The 15,949-nt window shown below is 43.9% G+C and carries 16 protein-coding genes; 1 reads left to right on the top strand and 15 read right to left on the bottom strand.

Annotated elements, in window-relative coordinates; all coding sequences use genetic code 11:
• Positions 1–45: 45 nt before the first annotated feature.
• The 5 genes from Q0I54_RS01605 to Q0I54_RS01585 all read right to left on the bottom strand — a co-directional run bounded on the left by Q0I54_RS01605 (position 46) and on the right by Q0I54_RS01585 (position 5,016).
• Complete coding sequence (locus tag Q0I54_RS01605) at positions 46–1,083, bottom strand: ABC transporter ATP-binding protein (RefSeq protein WP_296115890.1); 1,038 nt, start codon at positions 1,081–1,083, stop codon at positions 46–48.
• On the bottom strand, positions 1,076–2,140 hold the full coding sequence (locus Q0I54_RS01600; protein WP_296115889.1) for an ABC transporter ATP-binding protein: 1,065 nt from the start codon (positions 2,138–2,140) through the stop codon (positions 1,076–1,078). Before Q0I54_RS01600 ends, Q0I54_RS01605 begins: the two co-directional genes overlap by 8 nt.
• A 17-nt stretch (positions 2,141–2,157) precedes the next feature.
• Positions 2,158–3,504, bottom strand: a complete 1,347-nt coding sequence (locus tag Q0I54_RS01595) for an ABC transporter permease (protein WP_296115888.1) — start codon at positions 3,502–3,504, stop codon at positions 2,158–2,160.
• A 2-nt stretch (positions 3,505–3,506) separates the two neighbouring features.
• On the bottom strand, positions 3,507–4,448 hold the full coding sequence (locus Q0I54_RS01590; protein WP_296115886.1) for an ABC transporter permease: 942 nt from the start codon (positions 4,446–4,448) through the stop codon (positions 3,507–3,509).
• A gap of 424 nt (positions 4,449–4,872) precedes the next feature.
• Complete coding sequence (locus tag Q0I54_RS01585) at positions 4,873–5,016, bottom strand: hypothetical protein (RefSeq protein ID WP_296115885.1); 144 nt, start codon at positions 5,014–5,016, stop codon at positions 4,873–4,875.
• A gap of 135 nt (positions 5,017–5,151) precedes the next feature.
• Here Q0I54_RS01585 and Q0I54_RS01580 point away from each other — a divergent pair, with 135 nt between their 5' ends.
• Complete coding sequence (locus Q0I54_RS01580) at positions 5,152–6,174, top strand: M42 family metallopeptidase (protein WP_296115884.1); 1,023 nt, start codon at positions 5,152–5,154, stop codon at positions 6,172–6,174.
• A 101-nt stretch (positions 6,175–6,275) separates the two neighbouring features.
• Here Q0I54_RS01580 and Q0I54_RS01575 read toward each other — a convergent pair whose 3' ends face one another.
• From Q0I54_RS01575 to Q0I54_RS01530, 10 genes are all read right to left on the bottom strand, one after another.
• Positions 6,276–7,109, bottom strand: a complete 834-nt coding sequence (locus Q0I54_RS01575) for a PRD domain-containing protein (protein WP_296115882.1) — start codon at positions 7,107–7,109, stop codon at positions 6,276–6,278.
• 395 nt (positions 7,110–7,504) lie between these two features.
• Complete coding sequence (gene ptsP, locus Q0I54_RS01570) at positions 7,505–9,133, bottom strand: phosphoenolpyruvate--protein phosphotransferase (protein WP_296115880.1); 1,629 nt, start codon at positions 9,131–9,133, stop codon at positions 7,505–7,507.
• A 117-nt stretch (positions 9,134–9,250) separates the two neighbouring features.
• Positions 9,251–11,422: a PTS transporter subunit IIABC gene (locus Q0I54_RS01565; RefSeq protein ID WP_296115879.1), complete on the bottom strand. Its 2,172-nt coding sequence runs from the start codon at positions 11,420–11,422 to the stop codon at positions 9,251–9,253.
• A 279-nt stretch (positions 11,423–11,701) separates the two neighbouring features.
• On the bottom strand, positions 11,702–12,055 hold the full coding sequence (locus tag Q0I54_RS01560; protein WP_296115877.1) for a type II toxin-antitoxin system RelE/ParE family toxin: 354 nt from the start codon (positions 12,053–12,055) through the stop codon (positions 11,702–11,704).
• A gap of 5 nt (positions 12,056–12,060) precedes the next feature.
• Complete coding sequence (locus Q0I54_RS01555; RefSeq protein WP_296115875.1) at positions 12,061–12,315, bottom strand: prevent-host-death protein; 255 nt, start codon at positions 12,313–12,315, stop codon at positions 12,061–12,063.
• A 197-nt stretch (positions 12,316–12,512) separates the two neighbouring features.
• Positions 12,513–13,049, bottom strand: a complete 537-nt coding sequence (locus Q0I54_RS01550) for a signal peptidase I (protein WP_296115873.1) — start codon at positions 13,047–13,049, stop codon at positions 12,513–12,515.
• Positions 13,050–13,051: 2 nt separating this feature from the next.
• A complete protein-coding gene (locus Q0I54_RS01545; protein ID WP_296115872.1) occupies positions 13,052–13,465 on the bottom strand; it encodes a HEPN domain-containing protein in 414 nt (137 codons plus the stop codon).
• On the bottom strand, positions 13,458–13,775 hold the full coding sequence (locus Q0I54_RS01540; protein ID WP_296115870.1) for a nucleotidyltransferase domain-containing protein: 318 nt from the start codon (positions 13,773–13,775) through the stop codon (positions 13,458–13,460). Before Q0I54_RS01540 ends, Q0I54_RS01545 begins: the two co-directional genes overlap by 8 nt.
• Before the next feature lie 363 nt (positions 13,776–14,138).
• The gene (locus Q0I54_RS01535) at positions 14,139–15,143 is read right to left on the bottom strand and encodes a hypothetical protein (RefSeq protein WP_296115869.1); all 1,005 of its coding nucleotides are present in this window, start codon (positions 15,141–15,143) and stop codon (positions 14,139–14,141) included.
• Position 15,144: 1 nt separating this feature from the next.
• Positions 15,145–15,945, bottom strand: coding sequence for a hypothetical protein (locus Q0I54_RS01530; RefSeq protein ID WP_296115867.1), 801 nt, complete (start codon positions 15,943–15,945; stop codon positions 15,145–15,147).
• Positions 15,946–15,949 lie beyond the last annotated feature (4 nt).

Here is a 15,949-nt window from a genome sequence, read left to right as displayed (position 1 = left end):
CCACAAAAAAGTGAGAACAGTCTCAAACAAGACAACCGCAGTATCCTACTGCTCTAACAGGTGGCAGGCCACCCAGTGTCCCTTCTCGTATTCCTTGAATTTCGGAACACATTCTTTACATTTATCCATTGCATATGGACAACGTGTATGGAAACGGCATCCGCTTGGCGGATTCATCGGAGAAGGAATATCACCTTCCAGAACGATACGCTGTCTGCTTCTGCTTACCTCCGGATCCGGAACAGGTACTGCGGAAAGCAGTGTCTGTGAATACGGATGTAACGGATGGCGGTTCAGCTCGTAGCTTTCTGCCAGCTCTACCATAGTTCCAAGATACATTACGCCGATACGGTGTGAAATATGACGAACAACGGACAGATCATGCGCGATGAACAGATAGGTCAGTCCCATCTCTTCCTGCATATCTTCCAGCATATTTACAACCTGTGACTGAATGGAAACATCCAGCGCGGAAATCGGCTCATCACAAACGATGAATTCCGGTCTTACTGCAAGTGCACGGGCGATGCCGACACGCTGCTGCTGTCCACCGGAGAACTCATGCGGATAACGGTTTGCATGCTCTGTATTCAGACCAACTCTGCCAAGCAGTTCTTTGATACGGTCGGTACGATCCTGTTTGTTCGGACAAAGCTTGTGAATGTCAAGTGCCTCACCGATAATCTCACCAACTGTCATACGCGGATCCAGACTTGCGGAAGGATCCTGGAAAATGATCTGCATTTTCCGTCTGTATGGAAGCATGTCTACTTTTTTTGCTTTTGGTACTTTTACCGGATGCAGATTTCCCTCTGCATCTCTCTGCCACGGATCCTGTCCCTCGAAAATTGTCTCACCATCGTAAACAATTTTTCCGGAAGTCGGCTCGTGCAACTGAAGGATGGTACGGCCCAGTGTGGTCTTACCACAACCGGACTCTCCTACCAGACCAAGTGTCTCACCGCGTTTGATGAAAATAGAGATATCTTCTACCGCCTGTACACCAGGTCCTTTCATTCCCTTTACCGGGAAATATTTCTTCAGGTGATCAACCTGAACGAGTACATCATTTTTCTCACTCATGGCTGTCTACCTCCGTTTTTTCAATATTCGCTGTCTCAGTATTACCTTTTTTTGCTTCTTCCAGACAATCCTGAACACGCAGCCAGCATGCAGCACGATGGTTCTCACCCATTGCAACATACGGCGGCATCTTCTGCAGACAGATCTTCATCGCATGCTCACAACGCGGTGCGAACGGACATCCCTCCGGCGGATTCAGCATATCAACCGGTGTACCCTCGATCGGGATCAGACGCTCATAGCTCTCTGCATCTACACGCGGCATGGAACGAAGCAGACCTTTGGTATAAGGATGACCCGGATTATAGAAAATATCATCCACCGGTCCCTGCTCTACCATTTTACCTGCATACATAACGGATACTTTGTCACATACCTCAGCAACAACACCAAGGTTATGTGTGATAAAGATAATACCCATGTGATTCTGCTTCTGAAGTTTCTTCATCAGCTCCAGAATCTGTGCCTGGATGGTTACATCCAGCGCAGTTGTCGGCTCATCGGCGATCAGAAGCTTCGGATGACAGATCAGACCCATGGCGATCATAACCCTCTGACGCATACCACCGGAAAGTTCATGCGGGTACTGCTTCATACGTTTTTCCACGTTATTGATACCTACTTCTTCCAGCATTTTCATTGCGTGCTTCTCAGCATCCTCTTTGCTGACATTTTTATCATGTGCTTTCAGAGCCTCAACCAGCTGATTTCCGATGGTATATACCGGATTCAGACAGGTCATCGGGTTCTGGAAGATCATTGCTACTTCTTTACCTCGGAATTCGATCATCTCGTCCTTGGTTTTTGACAGCATATCCTGTCCCTCAAAAGTAATGGAGCCTCCCACTACTTTACCCGGATTCTGAAGTAATCCGATGATAGAATATGCTTCCACACTTTTACCGGAACCGGACTCACCTACGACACCCATAACCTCATCGTAGTTTACGTCATATGAAATTCCGTTTACTGCTTTCACTTCTCCTGCCGGAGTAAAGAAAGAGACCTTGAGATCTCTGACCTCTAACAGTTTATCATTTTTCTTTTCCTGTTCCATATCGTCTCCTCCTCTCCTTATTTCTTCAGCTTCGGATCTAATGCATCGCGAAGTCCGTCACCGAACAGGTTCAGAGCCAGGATCATAAGACTCAGGATTCCTGCCGGGATAAATAATCTGTACGGATATGTGCTCAGACCACTTAAAGCCTCAGAACACATAGAACCTAAACTTGTCAACGGAGCAGATACACCTACACCGATGAAAGAAAGGAAGGATTCCAGGAAGATTGCGGATGGAATCTGCAGGAATGTCGTTGTAATGATCTGTCCGATACAGTTCGGGAGCAGATGCTTGCTAATGATACGACCGCCTTTTGCACCAAGGGCGCGGGCTGCTGTTACATACTCCTGCTGTTTTAACTGAAGGATCTGTCCACGGATGATTCGGCTCATGGTTACCCAGTATAATAAACCGAATGCGATAAACATGGAGATCAGGTTTGGTCCGAGAACCGTTACCAGATTCTGCATCGGACCGTTACCGGAGTTCTGGAACTGCTCCAAAGCCGGTTTTAATGTTGCGGAAAGCAGAAGGATGATCAGCATCTCCGGAATGGAGTAGATGACCTCAACAATACGCTGCATTACCGTATCTACTGCGCCGCCGCAGTAACCGGAAACTGATCCATATAATGCACCAATGATCAGTACGATGATTGCCGCACATACACCTACGATGATAGAAATTCTTGTTCCCACCATGACACGGACCATGATATCACGTCCCTGGTCATCTGTACCAAACACATGCGGGAATACTTTCTCACCATCTGCTTTTTTCTGAAGTTCCTGCGTGGAATAACCAAATGCTTTGTACTTGATGCCCAAGGCTTTGGCTGCTTCACTCTCAGTAATGTGCTCTTCGCTCTCTTTCTGCTCGGCAACACTTGCCTTCGCACGGATTTTAGACTCTTCAATACGGCTTAACTCTTTGCCTTCTGCTTCTGCTTCGGCTCTTGCCTTCTCAACTGCCTCATCCGGTGTCAGGTTTGCAGTCTCATTTTTCTCTTCCATGTAATCATTGATCTTCTGCTGGTCTTCCAGTGTGTAATGCCATGGATGTAATGCCTCAGAGCCACGTACCTGCTGCTTATAAGTATAAGGAACCACGCTCGGTCCCACAAATCCGAAAATAACCAATGCAATGATGATTGCAAGGGCAACCATTGCCACTTTATTTTTACGGAGACGACGCCATGCATCTGCCCAATAGGAAACACTCTTACGATCTTTGATAAAGCTTTCCTTTTCCTGCTGGCTCGCTGCATCAAAAGCGTCCTCCGGTAATTTGCTCCACTCTAAAATATCATCAATATTCGGTTGAAGAGAGCCTGGCTTTTGAAATCTTTTCTTTCCAGACATGCTTAATTTCCTCCCTTCGCCAGATTGATACGCGGGTCTACCAGTTTGTAGCACAGGTCAACAATCAGGTTCATGATGATGATGAAGGAAGCCAGGAAAATAGTGGTTCCCATGATCAACGGATAATCACGGGTCTGGATAGCCTGGATAAAGTAACGGCCCAGTCCCGGGATGGAAAATACCTGTTCAACAACCATACCGCCGCACAGTGTAAATGCAATCTGCGGTCCCAGGTAAGTAATAACCGGGATCAGTGCATTTCTCAGTGCATGTTTGAAAATAATCTTGTTGTTTTTCAGACCTTTTGCACGTGCTGTCTTAATATATTCCTGATTGATGGAATCCAGCATTGCTGTTCTGGTCTGTCGTGACAGATAACACATCGGGTAAAATCCCAGTGCCAGACATGGCAGGACATAACTCTTTGGTGTTCCGTCAAATAATGCCGGGAAAACTTTTACTCCCGGAATACCCCCACATAATGTATGCAGTAACATTGTTGCCACTACAAATCCAGGCATGGAGATACCGATTGTACATACAACTCTAAGGAAGCTGTCTACCCATGTACCTCTTTTGTAAGCTGCCAGACATCCAAGCGGAAGTCCGACTGCAATTGCCCATAAAAGCGCAAACACGCCGATTTTTGCAGAAACCGGGAACATGTCTTTGATGATATCCAAAACTGCACGGTTTTTCTGCATTTTGATTGATGTACCGAAATCTCCGTGAAAAAGATTTCCGAGATATTTGCCCAACTGAACGATCAGGGGCTGGTCAAGTCCGTATTTAGCATTTAAAGCGTCGATGGTGGCCTGTGTCGGAGTTTTCTCAGATAACCACGGATTTCCCGGGATTGCATTCATCAAGAAAAACGTAACACATGCAACTACCAGCACCGTAACAATCGCCATTAAGACTCTTCGTACTGTGTACTTTGCCATTTTTTACACCTTTCCTCTCTCATTCTCATACGTCACGCTGTCGCCAATTTGTACATTCTCTAATACTTTACTATTGTAAATTGTCGACAATATTCTATATTATACCCGTTTTTTACATAATGGTCAACCAAAATAGCTGTTTTTTGTATTTATTTTTCGGACAGCTGTTTTTGATACGCGTACATTTTTCCTCCTTTTGTCCATATTTTACAGATTTTTTTCCATAATAAAGTAAAAACAGGCAAAAGTCAGTACTGAAAAATCCGGTTTTTTTGTATAATTTTACCTTCCTGAAATGGGGGCTGGCAGAGGACATGCACACGGACACGGACATTTTTCTGCATACGCTGCGCCGCTTATCTCCGCCTCCTCCTGCGAACTCGCACGCAAAAACAGCGTGCTCAGACACACTCCCGGAGGCAGGCTATGCTCGCTCCTGCAACGAAAAATGCCCTACCGTCCTTTGTGCATGTCCTCCTGCCAGCCTCCGCATTTCATCCACTCCAAACGGTGCCGCAGCTGACGCTGCCCTATACCACCACATTTCGTTCACTCCATACTGTGCCATAGCTGACGCTGCCCTATTTTTGTACTGGAATTATTTTCTATTTCGTTATAGAATAACAGAGAAAACTACTTTGCTATAAATGTATGAATCATATAATTCATACAGATCAAAAATATACTATTAAGGAGTTTGATTATGGAAAATTCAACTATTACTTTTATTACGGATCAGCTAAAGCAGCTGACTTCTATTCCAAGTCCGTCAGGATTTACAAAAGAAGTGAGCCACTATCTGATTTCCACATTGGAAGAAATGGGATATACGCCGGAATGTTCCCGCAAGGGCAATATCCTTATAACACTCGGTGGGGAAGGAAGTCCATTGATCCTTGCTGCCCATGTGGATACGCTTGGCGCAATGGTGCGTTCCATCAAAAGCAACGGACGCCTGCGCCCAACTACCATCGGCGGACATCAGTGGTGCACTGCTGACGGTGAAAACTGCACCGTGCACACAAGAGATGGAAAAATATACACCGGTGTCGTATTAAACAGGGAGCCGTCCGCACACGTAGCGGATCAGAAAGTAGAAGCGACAGAGGAAAATATGGAAATTCTTCTGGACGAAAATGTAAGCACAGATAAAGATGTGAAAGAACTTGGCATACAGGTCGGTGATTTTATCGCAATGGACCCGCGCACGGTCGTAACTTCAAGTGGTTATATTAAAAGCCGTTTCCTGGATGACAAACTTTCTGCCGCTATTCTTCTGGGCGTTGCAAAAGAAGTTGCTGATGGCGCACTTACTTTGAATCGCAAAGTTTCCTTATTATTTACCGTTTATGAAGAAGTCGGACATGGTGGAAGTTTTATTCCTGCTGATACGGAAGAAATGCTTTGTGTAGATATGGGCTGTGTCGGCGATGATCTCACCTGTACGGAACACATGGTTTCCATCTGTGCCAAAGACTCCGGCGGACCTTATAACTACGATCTGGTGACAGAACTGTCCGAGCTTGCAAAAGCAAATGATCTCGATTATGCCATTGACGTATATCCGCACTATGGTTCCGACGTGGAAGCAACACTGCGAGGCGGTTTTGATATCCGTCACGGACTGATCGGTCCGGGTGTCTATGCCTCCCATAACTATGAGCGTTCTCATGTAGATGGTGTAAAAAATACACTTGAGCTTTTAAATGCATATTTAACAAAATAAAAGAAAGAACCGCAGATTGACATGCAATGTCAGTCTGCGGTTCTTTCTTTTATAGCAAATTCCAATCCCCTCAAACAACTCCCATACATCTTTTAGGTGTTCTAGCTTTCATCATCCTGACTGACGCGTTCAATATGCATCGCCAGATACCCGACTTCCAATTCCTCTAACTGCTTGTGCAATGCATGGCTGAGATGATCACAGACTGTCGTTGCCAGCTCATAGGACTCCGGGAAATTATGCTGTACGTAATCGTTCATATTGACTTTCAGGGATTCTCCTTTGAGCACCCGGGCAACCATATATTTCACATGGTTCATCAGACGGTTGTAACTCAAGGACATCACATTGATCCGGATACCGCGCTGATCCTCGATCAATGACACACAGTCACGCACCGCCTGCGCCATCTGCATAGACACGGAAACAGATTCTTTTTCCAGTGCTGAATGAATGTGTAATGCCACATAGCCAACTTCATCGTCATCAATCTCAATGCCCTTTTCTTCTCTCAGAATCGGTCGGATCCTGGATGCCACTTTGAATTCCGAATGAAACAATGTCTTGATATCTTCTGTTAACGGATTGGAAATCTGTTCTCCTTTTTGCAGACGCTGCACTGCAAATGCGATATGGTCTGCCATCGGGAATAAAATACTCCGGTCTATTTTTCCAAACTGCCTTTCCGCCTCATTTAAAATCTGGTTTGCTATCTGAAAATATTCCGGCTGGATGGATTTGATCAGTTCTGACGGTTCCCCCCGTGAAGTGGTTTCCTGTAAGGAATACACCGTACAATCTGCCGGCTGCTCAAAACGCTCTCCTACTTTCTTTCCAAATCCGACACCTTTTCCAAGCAGAACGTACTCTTTGCTGTCGTTCATATCAAGAGCAATCACCCCGTTATGGTTCAATACTTTACATATGCGATACATCTTTTTTCTTCCTTCTCCCACTAAATTTAGAATGCCCTCGTCATTCTTGCTATCACTCGCCACTTGCAAAAGTGGGAGTTTTAACTCAAACTGCGATAAAAGTATTTTAGCATAGAACACTACATTTTCAAACCCACAAAACAAAAAACAAGAAAGTGTGCTATCTCACACTTACGCGTTTAAAATTATCAATAGCACATCTTTCTTGCCCGCGCCGAGCACGCTTGCAAAGCAAGAATCTCTTCTCGTGCGAGTGCGCATCGTTTGCACGAAGTGCTTTTGTTTGATAGGAAATTCATCGTAATTTCCTATCAAATCAAAAAAGAGCAGCCACACATCCGCTCAGGATCTGCTGCTGCCCTTTTTCTGCTCCGGCTTTTCATTCGCTTTTATATTTATTTTTCTGTGTATTCACAGATGTTTTTACGAACTTTGAGAACCATGGACGGAGCTACCGAAAGCTCATCCACACCCATTTCCATAAATGCATCTGTCAGTTCCAGGTCTGCGCCAAGCTCACCGCAGATACCAGCCCATTTTCCATATTTGTGTGCATTTTCCACAACCATGCGGATCATGCGTAAAATTGCTTTGTGATATGCATTATAAAAATCATCTAATTTCGCATTCTGACGGTCGATGGCCAATGTGTACTGTGTCAGATCATTCGTTCCGATACTGAAGAAATCTACCATCTGCGCCAGTTCATCGCTGATCATAACCGCTGCCGGTGTCTCGATCATGACACCCTGCTCCGGCATTTTGTACGGAATCTCTGCCGCTTCCAATTCAGCACGCACTTCTTCTACAATGGAAAAAATCTGCTCCACTTCCTCCGTAGAAGTGATCATCGGATACATGACAGACAGATTTCCATAGACAGCTGCACGAAGTAATGCGCGAAGCTGTGTTTTGAAAATTTCCGGCTGTTTCAGGCAAATACGGATTGCACGGTAACCCATTGCAGGATTTTCCTCTTCACCGAGATTAAAATAATCCACCTGTTTGTCTGCACCGATATCAAGCGTACGGATGACCACTTTTTTGCCAGCCATCAGCTGCAGCGCCTGCTTATAAGCTGCAAACTGTTCTTCTTCAGTCGGGAAATCTGTTTTTCCAAGATACAGAAATTCGCTTCGGAACAGACCAACGCCTTCTGCATCATTGTCCAGCACACTTGCAATGTCGGACACACTTCCGATATTTGCATATAAATGCACTTTTTTGCCATCTTTTGTAACCGTTTCCTGGCCTTTCATCTGCTGCAGAAGCTGCTGCTTTTCCGCTTCCTCTGCCATGCGTGTTTTTGTCTGCTCACACACTTCCTCGGAAGGCTCTACGACAAATGTGCCCTCAAAGCCATCAACTACTGCCTGCATGCCATTCTGCATCGCATCCAGATCCATCGGCACACCGATCAGCGCCGGAATATTCATCATCCGGGCAAGGATTGCAGTATGGGAATTCGTAGAACCGTGTACGGTGACAAATCCGAGGATTTTGTCCTTGTCCATCTGAACGGTCTCACTCGGAGACAGATCATCTGCCACGATGATAGACGGTTCCATATCGTTCATATCTACCGGTGCATTGCCGGAGAGGTTCTGGACCAGACGGTTGGAAATATCTCTGATATCCGCAGATCTCGCCTGCATGTAATCATCATCCATGCTGGCAAACATTTCTGCAAAATTGTCTCCGGTAACAGCAACCGCATATTCTGCATTTACCATCTCGTTGCGGATCATATTGCAGATTGCATCCTGATAATCCTCATCTTCCAGCATCATCTGATGCACTTCAAAAATTGCTGCACTGGCTTCGCCAACTTCTTTCACTGCCTTGTCATACAATTTCTGAAGCTGCTCCTGTGAAGCTGTTACAGCTTCCTGCATGCGGGCGATCTCACTTTCTGCATCAGTGATTTTTCCCCGTTTTACCTGTACATCATTTTTCTTAAATACTACAACCGGTCCTAAAACAATTCCTTTATAAACGGATTTTCCTTTATATTCCTGTGCCATACTGTTCTCCTTATCCTTACCCTGATGATGGTTCATTTCTCACTTTATCATTTAATCTCTTTATTGAAGCAGCCTGGGGTTTTTGTTTTTCCACCCCAGAGGCTGTTTCAAATTTTTTTACGCTTCTTCGTAAACGTCTACTGCAAATAACGGCTCACCGGCTTTGATCTCGCCCTCTGCCAGCAGTCTGACTTTCTGATTATCCTCTAACTCTGTACACAGAATCGGAGAACAAAGTGACGGAGCATTTGCGGTCAGATAATCAATGTCGATCTCCAGCATCTTGTCACCTTTTTTCACGCTCTGTCCATTTTCTACAAAGCAGGTAAATCCTTTGCCTTCCAGATTTACAGTATCGATACCGATGTGAAGCAGCATAGATAAACCGCTGTCTGTCAAAAATCCGATCGCATGCTTTGTATCAAATACAAAGATAACCTGTCCGTCTTCCGGTGCTACGATCGTTGCTGCTGTCGGAGTAACCACTGCGCCATCACCCATCATTCTACCTGCAAAAGCATCATCCGGTGCAGTTGCCAGATCAGCAGCGATACCTGTGATCGGGCTGGATACGATGATTGTCTCTTTTACAACTTCTTTTGGCTCATTTGCATTGGAAGCAGCTGCCTCTGCCGCTGCACTGTCGTCTGCTGTATGTGCAGATTCAGCGGCCGGTGCATTTGTGTTGATCTCCTCATTCGGAGCTTTCTCCAGATAATCCTCGAAATTGGATTTGATCACCGTTACTTTCGGTCCGTAAATGATCTGAACGCCGTTTCCTTTATGAACGACGCCGGAAGCTCCGGTTGCTTTCAAAATCGCATCGTTTACCAGTTCCGGTTTGTATACCGTACAACGAAGTCTTGTTGCACAGCAGTCCACGTCAGAAATATTCTTCTTTCCGCCAAGACCTTTCAGGATTCCCTCAGAAACAGGATCATCCCCTGCGGCACCATTTTCGCCTTCTTTTCTCGCATTGACATCTGCTCTTGTATACAGTTTTACTTCTTCTGTATCGTCACGGCCCGGTGTCTTCAGATTCAGTTTCTTGATCAGGAAGCTAAACAGGAAGTAGTATACGATGAAGTATACGATTCCGACGATCACTACCCATACCCAGCTTGTTTTCTTGTTGCCCTGTAAGATACCAAAGAGGAACAGATCGATAAATCCGCCGGAGAATGTCATTCCGACACCAACGTTACAAATATGCATCAGCATGTAAGCCAGACCTGCAAATACGCAGTGAATACCATACAGAAGCGGTGCTACAAAAAGGAACGTAAACTCTAACGGCTCAGTGATACCTGTCAGCATGGAAGTCAGTGCTGCGGAAAGTAATAAACCACCGACAGCTTTTCTCTTTTCCGGTTTTGCTGTGCGGTACATTGCAAGTGCTGCTCCCGGCAGACCAAAGATCATCAGCGGGAATTTACCGGACATAAATCTGGTTGCAGATACTGCGAAATGATCCACGGTCGGATCAGATAACTGTGCAAAGAAGATGTTCTGTGCGCCTTCGATGAGTTTTCCACCAACTTCGAGTGTTCCGCCCACACCTGTCTGCCAGAATGGCAGATAAAATACGTGATGCAGACCAAACGGAAGCAGTAAACGCTCAAGGAAACCATACACCCATGTACCTGCGTAACCAGACTTCAGTACGAGATCACCAAGTGCGTAGATACCGGACTGGATCACCGGCCATACAAAGAACATCAGGATTCCGACACCAACAAATACGATACCGGAAATAATCGGTACAAAACGGGTTCCGCCAAAGAAAGATAATACCTGCGGAAGCTCGATTTTGTAAAAACGGTTGTGCAGTGCTGCAACACCAAGACCTACGATGATACCACCAAATACACCCATCTGTAAGGATGTGATACCACATACATCTGTCACAGAACCGGACAGCATTGTCTCAGCGCCGCCTTTGATATTGATCAATGCTCCGATGGAAGCATGCATGATAAAAAACGCAATAACCGCTGCCAGCGCTGCAACCGCTTTTTCTTTCTTTGCCATACCGATGGCCACACCCATGGCAAATATGATCGGCAAATTCGTGAAAATGATGTTGCCGGCTGCATTCATAACCTGCAAAATCTGGTTCAGTACTGTACCCGGTCCCATAACACCAAGCAGACCGTAAGTTTCAAGCATTGTTTCATTTGTAAAAGATCCGCCGATACCAAGCAGCAGACCGGCTACCGGCAGAATTGCGATCGGCAGCATGAAGGATCGTCCAACCCTCTGCAAAATTCCAAAAATTTTGTCTTTCATAGTTTTCCTCACTCTCAAAATAGACATTCGTTGTTATATTGTACCCATTTTTTGAATTCACATAGCAGGAAGAAGCTTTTTTCATGTCGGCCGAACCACAAAAAAGGCACTAACCCTACATAAATATCAAAAAAATATCTATGCACGGTTAATGCCTGCCTAATCAGTAACACACCATGTATACTATATTTATATCACATTGACATTTCTTTGTCAATAAAATTCAAATAATCTTTTTGTTTTTTTGTTTCTTATCATACATACATACCCTGTTGCTATTTAATTTTCATCGCCCCAGTAATCTATTGATTCCTGTGTTCTTGTTGAAATTCCAAATAGCTTATACATAAAATCTTCTCTTTCATCAAACATTTCAACAATAATTATTTTTTCTGATTCAATTCTATAAAAAACATAATTGTGACTAACATATAAATAGCGATAATCGCATTCTATATTATACATTGCAGATATGGCAATTCCCTTTTTTTCAAAATTCTCCAGACCTCTCACCGCATCTGTTATCTTTTTCACTGATTTTCTGGAAACTTCAGCACCAAAATCCTGTACCAAATCTGCTTTTAGCTGATTCAGTTTTTTCCTTACAATCTGTGAATATTCTATTTTTTTCAATACAATTATACCCCCAGTTCTGTTTCCAGATCATCTGCTGATATTGTTCCTTCTTCTCGAATAGACACTTCTGCTTCGTTTAGTTTGCTCATTAATGTATAAAGTGCTTTCTGTTTATCTAATTCGTCCAGCTCTTTCATATCTATAATTGCACACTGTCCATGTCCATTTCTTGTAAGATAAACTCTATTACCATAGGTGACTTCATTGATTACTGTTGTATAATTTCTTAAATCCGAAATAGGTTTAATATTTGGCATTGTCTTTCCTCCTCGAAAAATTGCTTACCTCTTCTCTACTTCTATTATTATACCCTTTCGCTGTGAATCATTCAACTTATTCGCAGTGAAATTTACAGCAATTTTATTTTTACAATCTCATGCCAGGAGACAGAATATTTCATTGATATTTTACTTTCTCCCCACATAATAATCACTTTGTATCTCAAAAGCTCTATTTATTCTTCCTCGTCATCATCCACCCGCCGATTCAGCAACGTTGCAATGATTTCAAGCACCACTGCCAGTCCGATCACACATCCAACGGCAACTTTACCAGATCCCCCCATGATGGTCTGTACAATACCTCCGATTTTCGGAATGGAACGAACCATTTTTCCCATATACTGATTGTACATTACCGGATTCATATCATTCTCTTCGTTCGCATCACCTTTCGTAATGAATTCACCCATGGCGGTACTATTTGATACGACACGGTGTGTAATGATTGAGCCATCCGCATCAGATCCGTAAAATGCAATCACGTCACCTTCGACAATCTCTTTTGGCTCCACATATTTGATATATACGAGACTTCCAACCGGAATTTCCGGCTCCATACTTCCACTGATCACCGTATATAGATGATACCCCATGGCTTTCGGGACTGTCAGCGGAATACACGCTGCCACTACTACTATGAGTAAAAATGTTCCAATCACACTAAGTAACGTTGCAATCAGATTTTTTCTCTTGTGCTTCTCTCTACTCAAAACTACTTCTCCTCGACTTTTTCATTAATATACGTTGCCAACAGTTCATATACATAATCAGCATTTTCTATCTGCTCTTGTGTATCTGATTTACTGGCTATAAACATATCATCATAATCAGATGCATTTCGTATCGTAAATGCTTCTCCGATCATTTTAGATATTTTTACAGGAAATATTCCTTCTTTGATATATCTTCTCCGAAATTCTGCAATGACACCACTATGCTTGCTTGAATCAAAATCATCAAACACCAATACTGCTCTCAATGCATGAAAAATCGCATAGTAAGCTCTATTATTTGCGATTCGATATTTACCAGCTTCATATAACAAATGTGCTGTATCTAAATCATCTTTTGCTCTTTCTAGCCTGTATTTTGCATAGTCCATATGCATGGCATCATAATTAGGCAATCTTTTTTCCCTCCCGCTGAATATTTTGATAAAAAACAGATGCTGACATATATTTCTGGAAAAAATCATAATTTTGAAATACTGGTGTCAAAACAACATCATATTCTAAATCCAATTTATCAGATATATCGTAAATTAAGTTTCTTTCTGTATTTATCTTTTCTCTTGGAACATTTAAAAGTACCATGATATCCACATCACTGTCAGACTTATAATCGCCCCGCGCACAGGATCCATATAAAATAATTTCCTTTAATTTCGTTCCATATATTTTCTTTGCTTCTTCAGCGAACTTTGTAACAACTTCCATGATTTTAGCTTCGTTCACTCTATCACCCCATTTTTGCAAACATATTTTCTTTTTATATTATAACTGATTTCCGTAATATTTACTACTTTTATTTACATGATGCCAGGGGCAAAAGCCTGAAACCACGATGTGCTTGCACAGGAGTGGTTTTATGGCTTAATGACCCGCCTCGATATGAGCATAAAAGTGAAGCGTCAGCTTCACGATATGCGAATATTGGGTAGAATTGTGGGAGTACGAAGTACGGAACAATTCGTAAGGCATCTTTTAACCCAAACATCATTTACATGCAAAAACTCCCCGGAGCCAAAAGCCCCGGGGAGCATCATTCCTCTTATAGATGAATGAAATATTGTGTCTATCTTATTTATTCTCTTTTGAACGACGTCTCAGAGCCACGATCAGTGCGATCAGAGCAGCTACCGCTGCAACGATGATTGCAAGACTGAACTTCATTGTCTTTACGCCTTCTGACTTATCGGCATCAATATTACCTGTCGGTGTGTCTTCGTCATCCAGATCTACCAGATCCTTCGGTGTCTCTTCATCAGGGCTTTCTGTTGTATTGTCCTGATCTGCATCCTGACCACCGTTCGCATCTGTGCCTTCGCCCGGTGTGGTCGTGTCATCCGCATTTGTGCCATTTGCATTCGTACCGTTTGCATTGGTACCACCTGCGTTTGTGCCGTTAGCGTTTCCACCGGTTGTTCCTGTTGTTCCTGTCGTACCAGCCGGTACAGTCACAGTATTGTAAACCGTATTGCCCGGAACAACGGTTGTGATGGTTGTGGTTGTCTCAATCACCTGATTGGTCTCACCTGGTTTGTAAGTAAATGTAAATACATTCTCTGCTGCATTCTTGCTCAAAGTTTTGGTCAGAGCCAGTGCCTGCGGTACATAATTTTCAATGTAGCGATACGCTACTACCGGTTTATCACCGATATTTCCATAAAATGTCTGGCTTTCTGCCAATTCATTGTCATCTGCATCTTTGTACTCTACGGTGTATGCCACCTGCTCACCTTTGATACCATATGCAACCACATAATCAGCATCGCCATCTACAGTGAATGCCGGAGCTGCCAGTGCTTCCGCATTGTCACGTCCGCTCAGGCGGATTCCTTTTACATAATACTTTTCATCTGTCACCTGAATATCGTTCAGATCAAAAGAAATGGTAGAACCTGCTTTCAGATTCGCTTCTTCCACTTTCTGCTGACCGTCGATGGTTCCCTTATTTCCCGCAGATAACGTCACTTTATAAGTATACGGTGTCGTCGGAGCTGCCATGGCTGTCACTGCCGGAGCCATAACTCCAATCACAGTCACACTCAGAAGAGATACGAGTAATTTTTTGAATCGGAACATCTTACATCTCTCCTTTCCTGTGTGTGGCAGAAGCTTCTTTCTTTCTGCGTTTCATAGAGAAAATTGCAAGGAACAGACACACGATACCGGCTGACAGAGCAATGGCACAATATCTGAGCATCAGATTTGTATCACCGGTCTTTACGCGTTTTGTCAATGTAATGACATTATCTTTTCCCGGAACTTTCTTCTCGACTTTGTTCTCTTTGATGGTAGTTGTTGCTTCTGTCACTTTCTCTGTTGCGAAATTCATCCGCAGCTTTGCCAGAGTCAGCTGATAACCATTACCCTGTGTCTCGCCGTCAACACCAACCGTCAGATGTACCGTTCCGCTCTCGCCGGAAGCAAGTCTGCCAAGGTAAAAATAATCCTGCGTGGAATTATCTACCTGCTTCAAACCTTCACCAGACTGGGATTCACCCTCACCACCAACAGTTGTGCTGTCGTAGAGTACGTTTTCTGTATTATCAGCTCCTACGTAGGTCAGACGATAAGTATATCCGCCACCCTCAGCAGTCGCCTGTGCATCCTCCAGTGTCTGGATCACTTCATTTGTCATGTACCAGTCTGTCCTGCCACTGTCGGAATTGGTTACTTCTACCTTCAGTTCGATGCTGTCACCCGGCTGGATATTTTCCATCTCATCCGTCACATCAGAATCCTGAAAATTACTGCTCATCTTGCTGCCATCGAATGTGACATTCCAGCCGTCAGCGCCCTGATAATCTCTTGCAAATGCAGTTGTTGCCATGCCTGCTGTCAGTGCAAGTGTCAGCACAAGGCACAAAATTTTCTTTTTCATCCTT

This window comes from uncultured Eubacterium sp., assembly GCF_934295145.1.
Classification (GTDB): Bacteria; Bacillota; Clostridia; order Lachnospirales; family Lachnospiraceae; genus Eubacterium_I.
The sequence above is the reverse complement of the archived record's forward strand: the minus strand, read 5'-3'. Positions and strand labels throughout refer to the sequence as shown.

Bases quoted from the DNA above. Each gene is read 5' to 3' on its own strand.
- Q0I54_RS01605 (WP_296115890.1), bottom strand. From the start codon at position 1,083: ATGAGTGAGAAAAATGATGTACTCGTTCAGGTTGATCACCTGAAGAAA.
- Q0I54_RS01600 (WP_296115889.1), bottom strand. From the start codon at position 2,140: ATGGAACAGGAAAAGAAAAATGATAAACTGTTAGAGGTCAGAGATCTC.
- Q0I54_RS01595 (WP_296115888.1), bottom strand. From the start codon at position 3,504: ATGTCTGGAAAGAAAAGATTTCAAAAGCCAGGCTCTCTTCAACCGAAT.
- Q0I54_RS01590 (WP_296115886.1), bottom strand. From the start codon at position 4,448: ATGGCAAAGTACACAGTACGAAGAGTCTTAATGGCGATTGTTACGGTG.
- Q0I54_RS01585 (WP_296115885.1), bottom strand. From the start codon at position 5,016: ATGGCACAGTATGGAGTGAACGAAATGTGGTGGTATAGGGCAGCGTCA.
- Q0I54_RS01580 (WP_296115884.1), top strand. From the start codon at position 5,152: ATGGAAAATTCAACTATTACTTTTATTACGGATCAGCTAAAGCAGCTG.
- Q0I54_RS01575 (WP_296115882.1), bottom strand. From the start codon at position 7,109: ATGTATCGCATATGTAAAGTATTGAACCATAACGGGGTGATTGCTCTT.
- ptsP (WP_296115880.1), bottom strand. From the start codon at position 9,133: ATGGCACAGGAATATAAAGGAAAATCCGTTTATAAAGGAATTGTTTTA.
- Q0I54_RS01565 (WP_296115879.1), bottom strand. From the start codon at position 11,422: ATGAAAGACAAAATTTTTGGAATTTTGCAGAGGGTTGGACGATCCTTC.
- Q0I54_RS01555 (WP_296115875.1), bottom strand. From the start codon at position 12,315: ATGCCAAATATTAAACCTATTTCGGATTTAAGAAATTATACAACAGTA.
- Q0I54_RS01540 (WP_296115870.1), bottom strand. From the start codon at position 13,775: ATGGAAGTTGTTACAAAGTTCGCTGAAGAAGCAAAGAAAATATATGGA.
- Q0I54_RS01535 (WP_296115869.1), bottom strand. From the start codon at position 15,143: ATGTTCCGATTCAAAAAATTACTCGTATCTCTTCTGAGTGTGACTGTG.
- Q0I54_RS01530 (WP_296115867.1), bottom strand. From the start codon at position 15,945: ATGAAAAAGAAAATTTTGTGCCTTGTGCTGACACTTGCACTGACAGCA.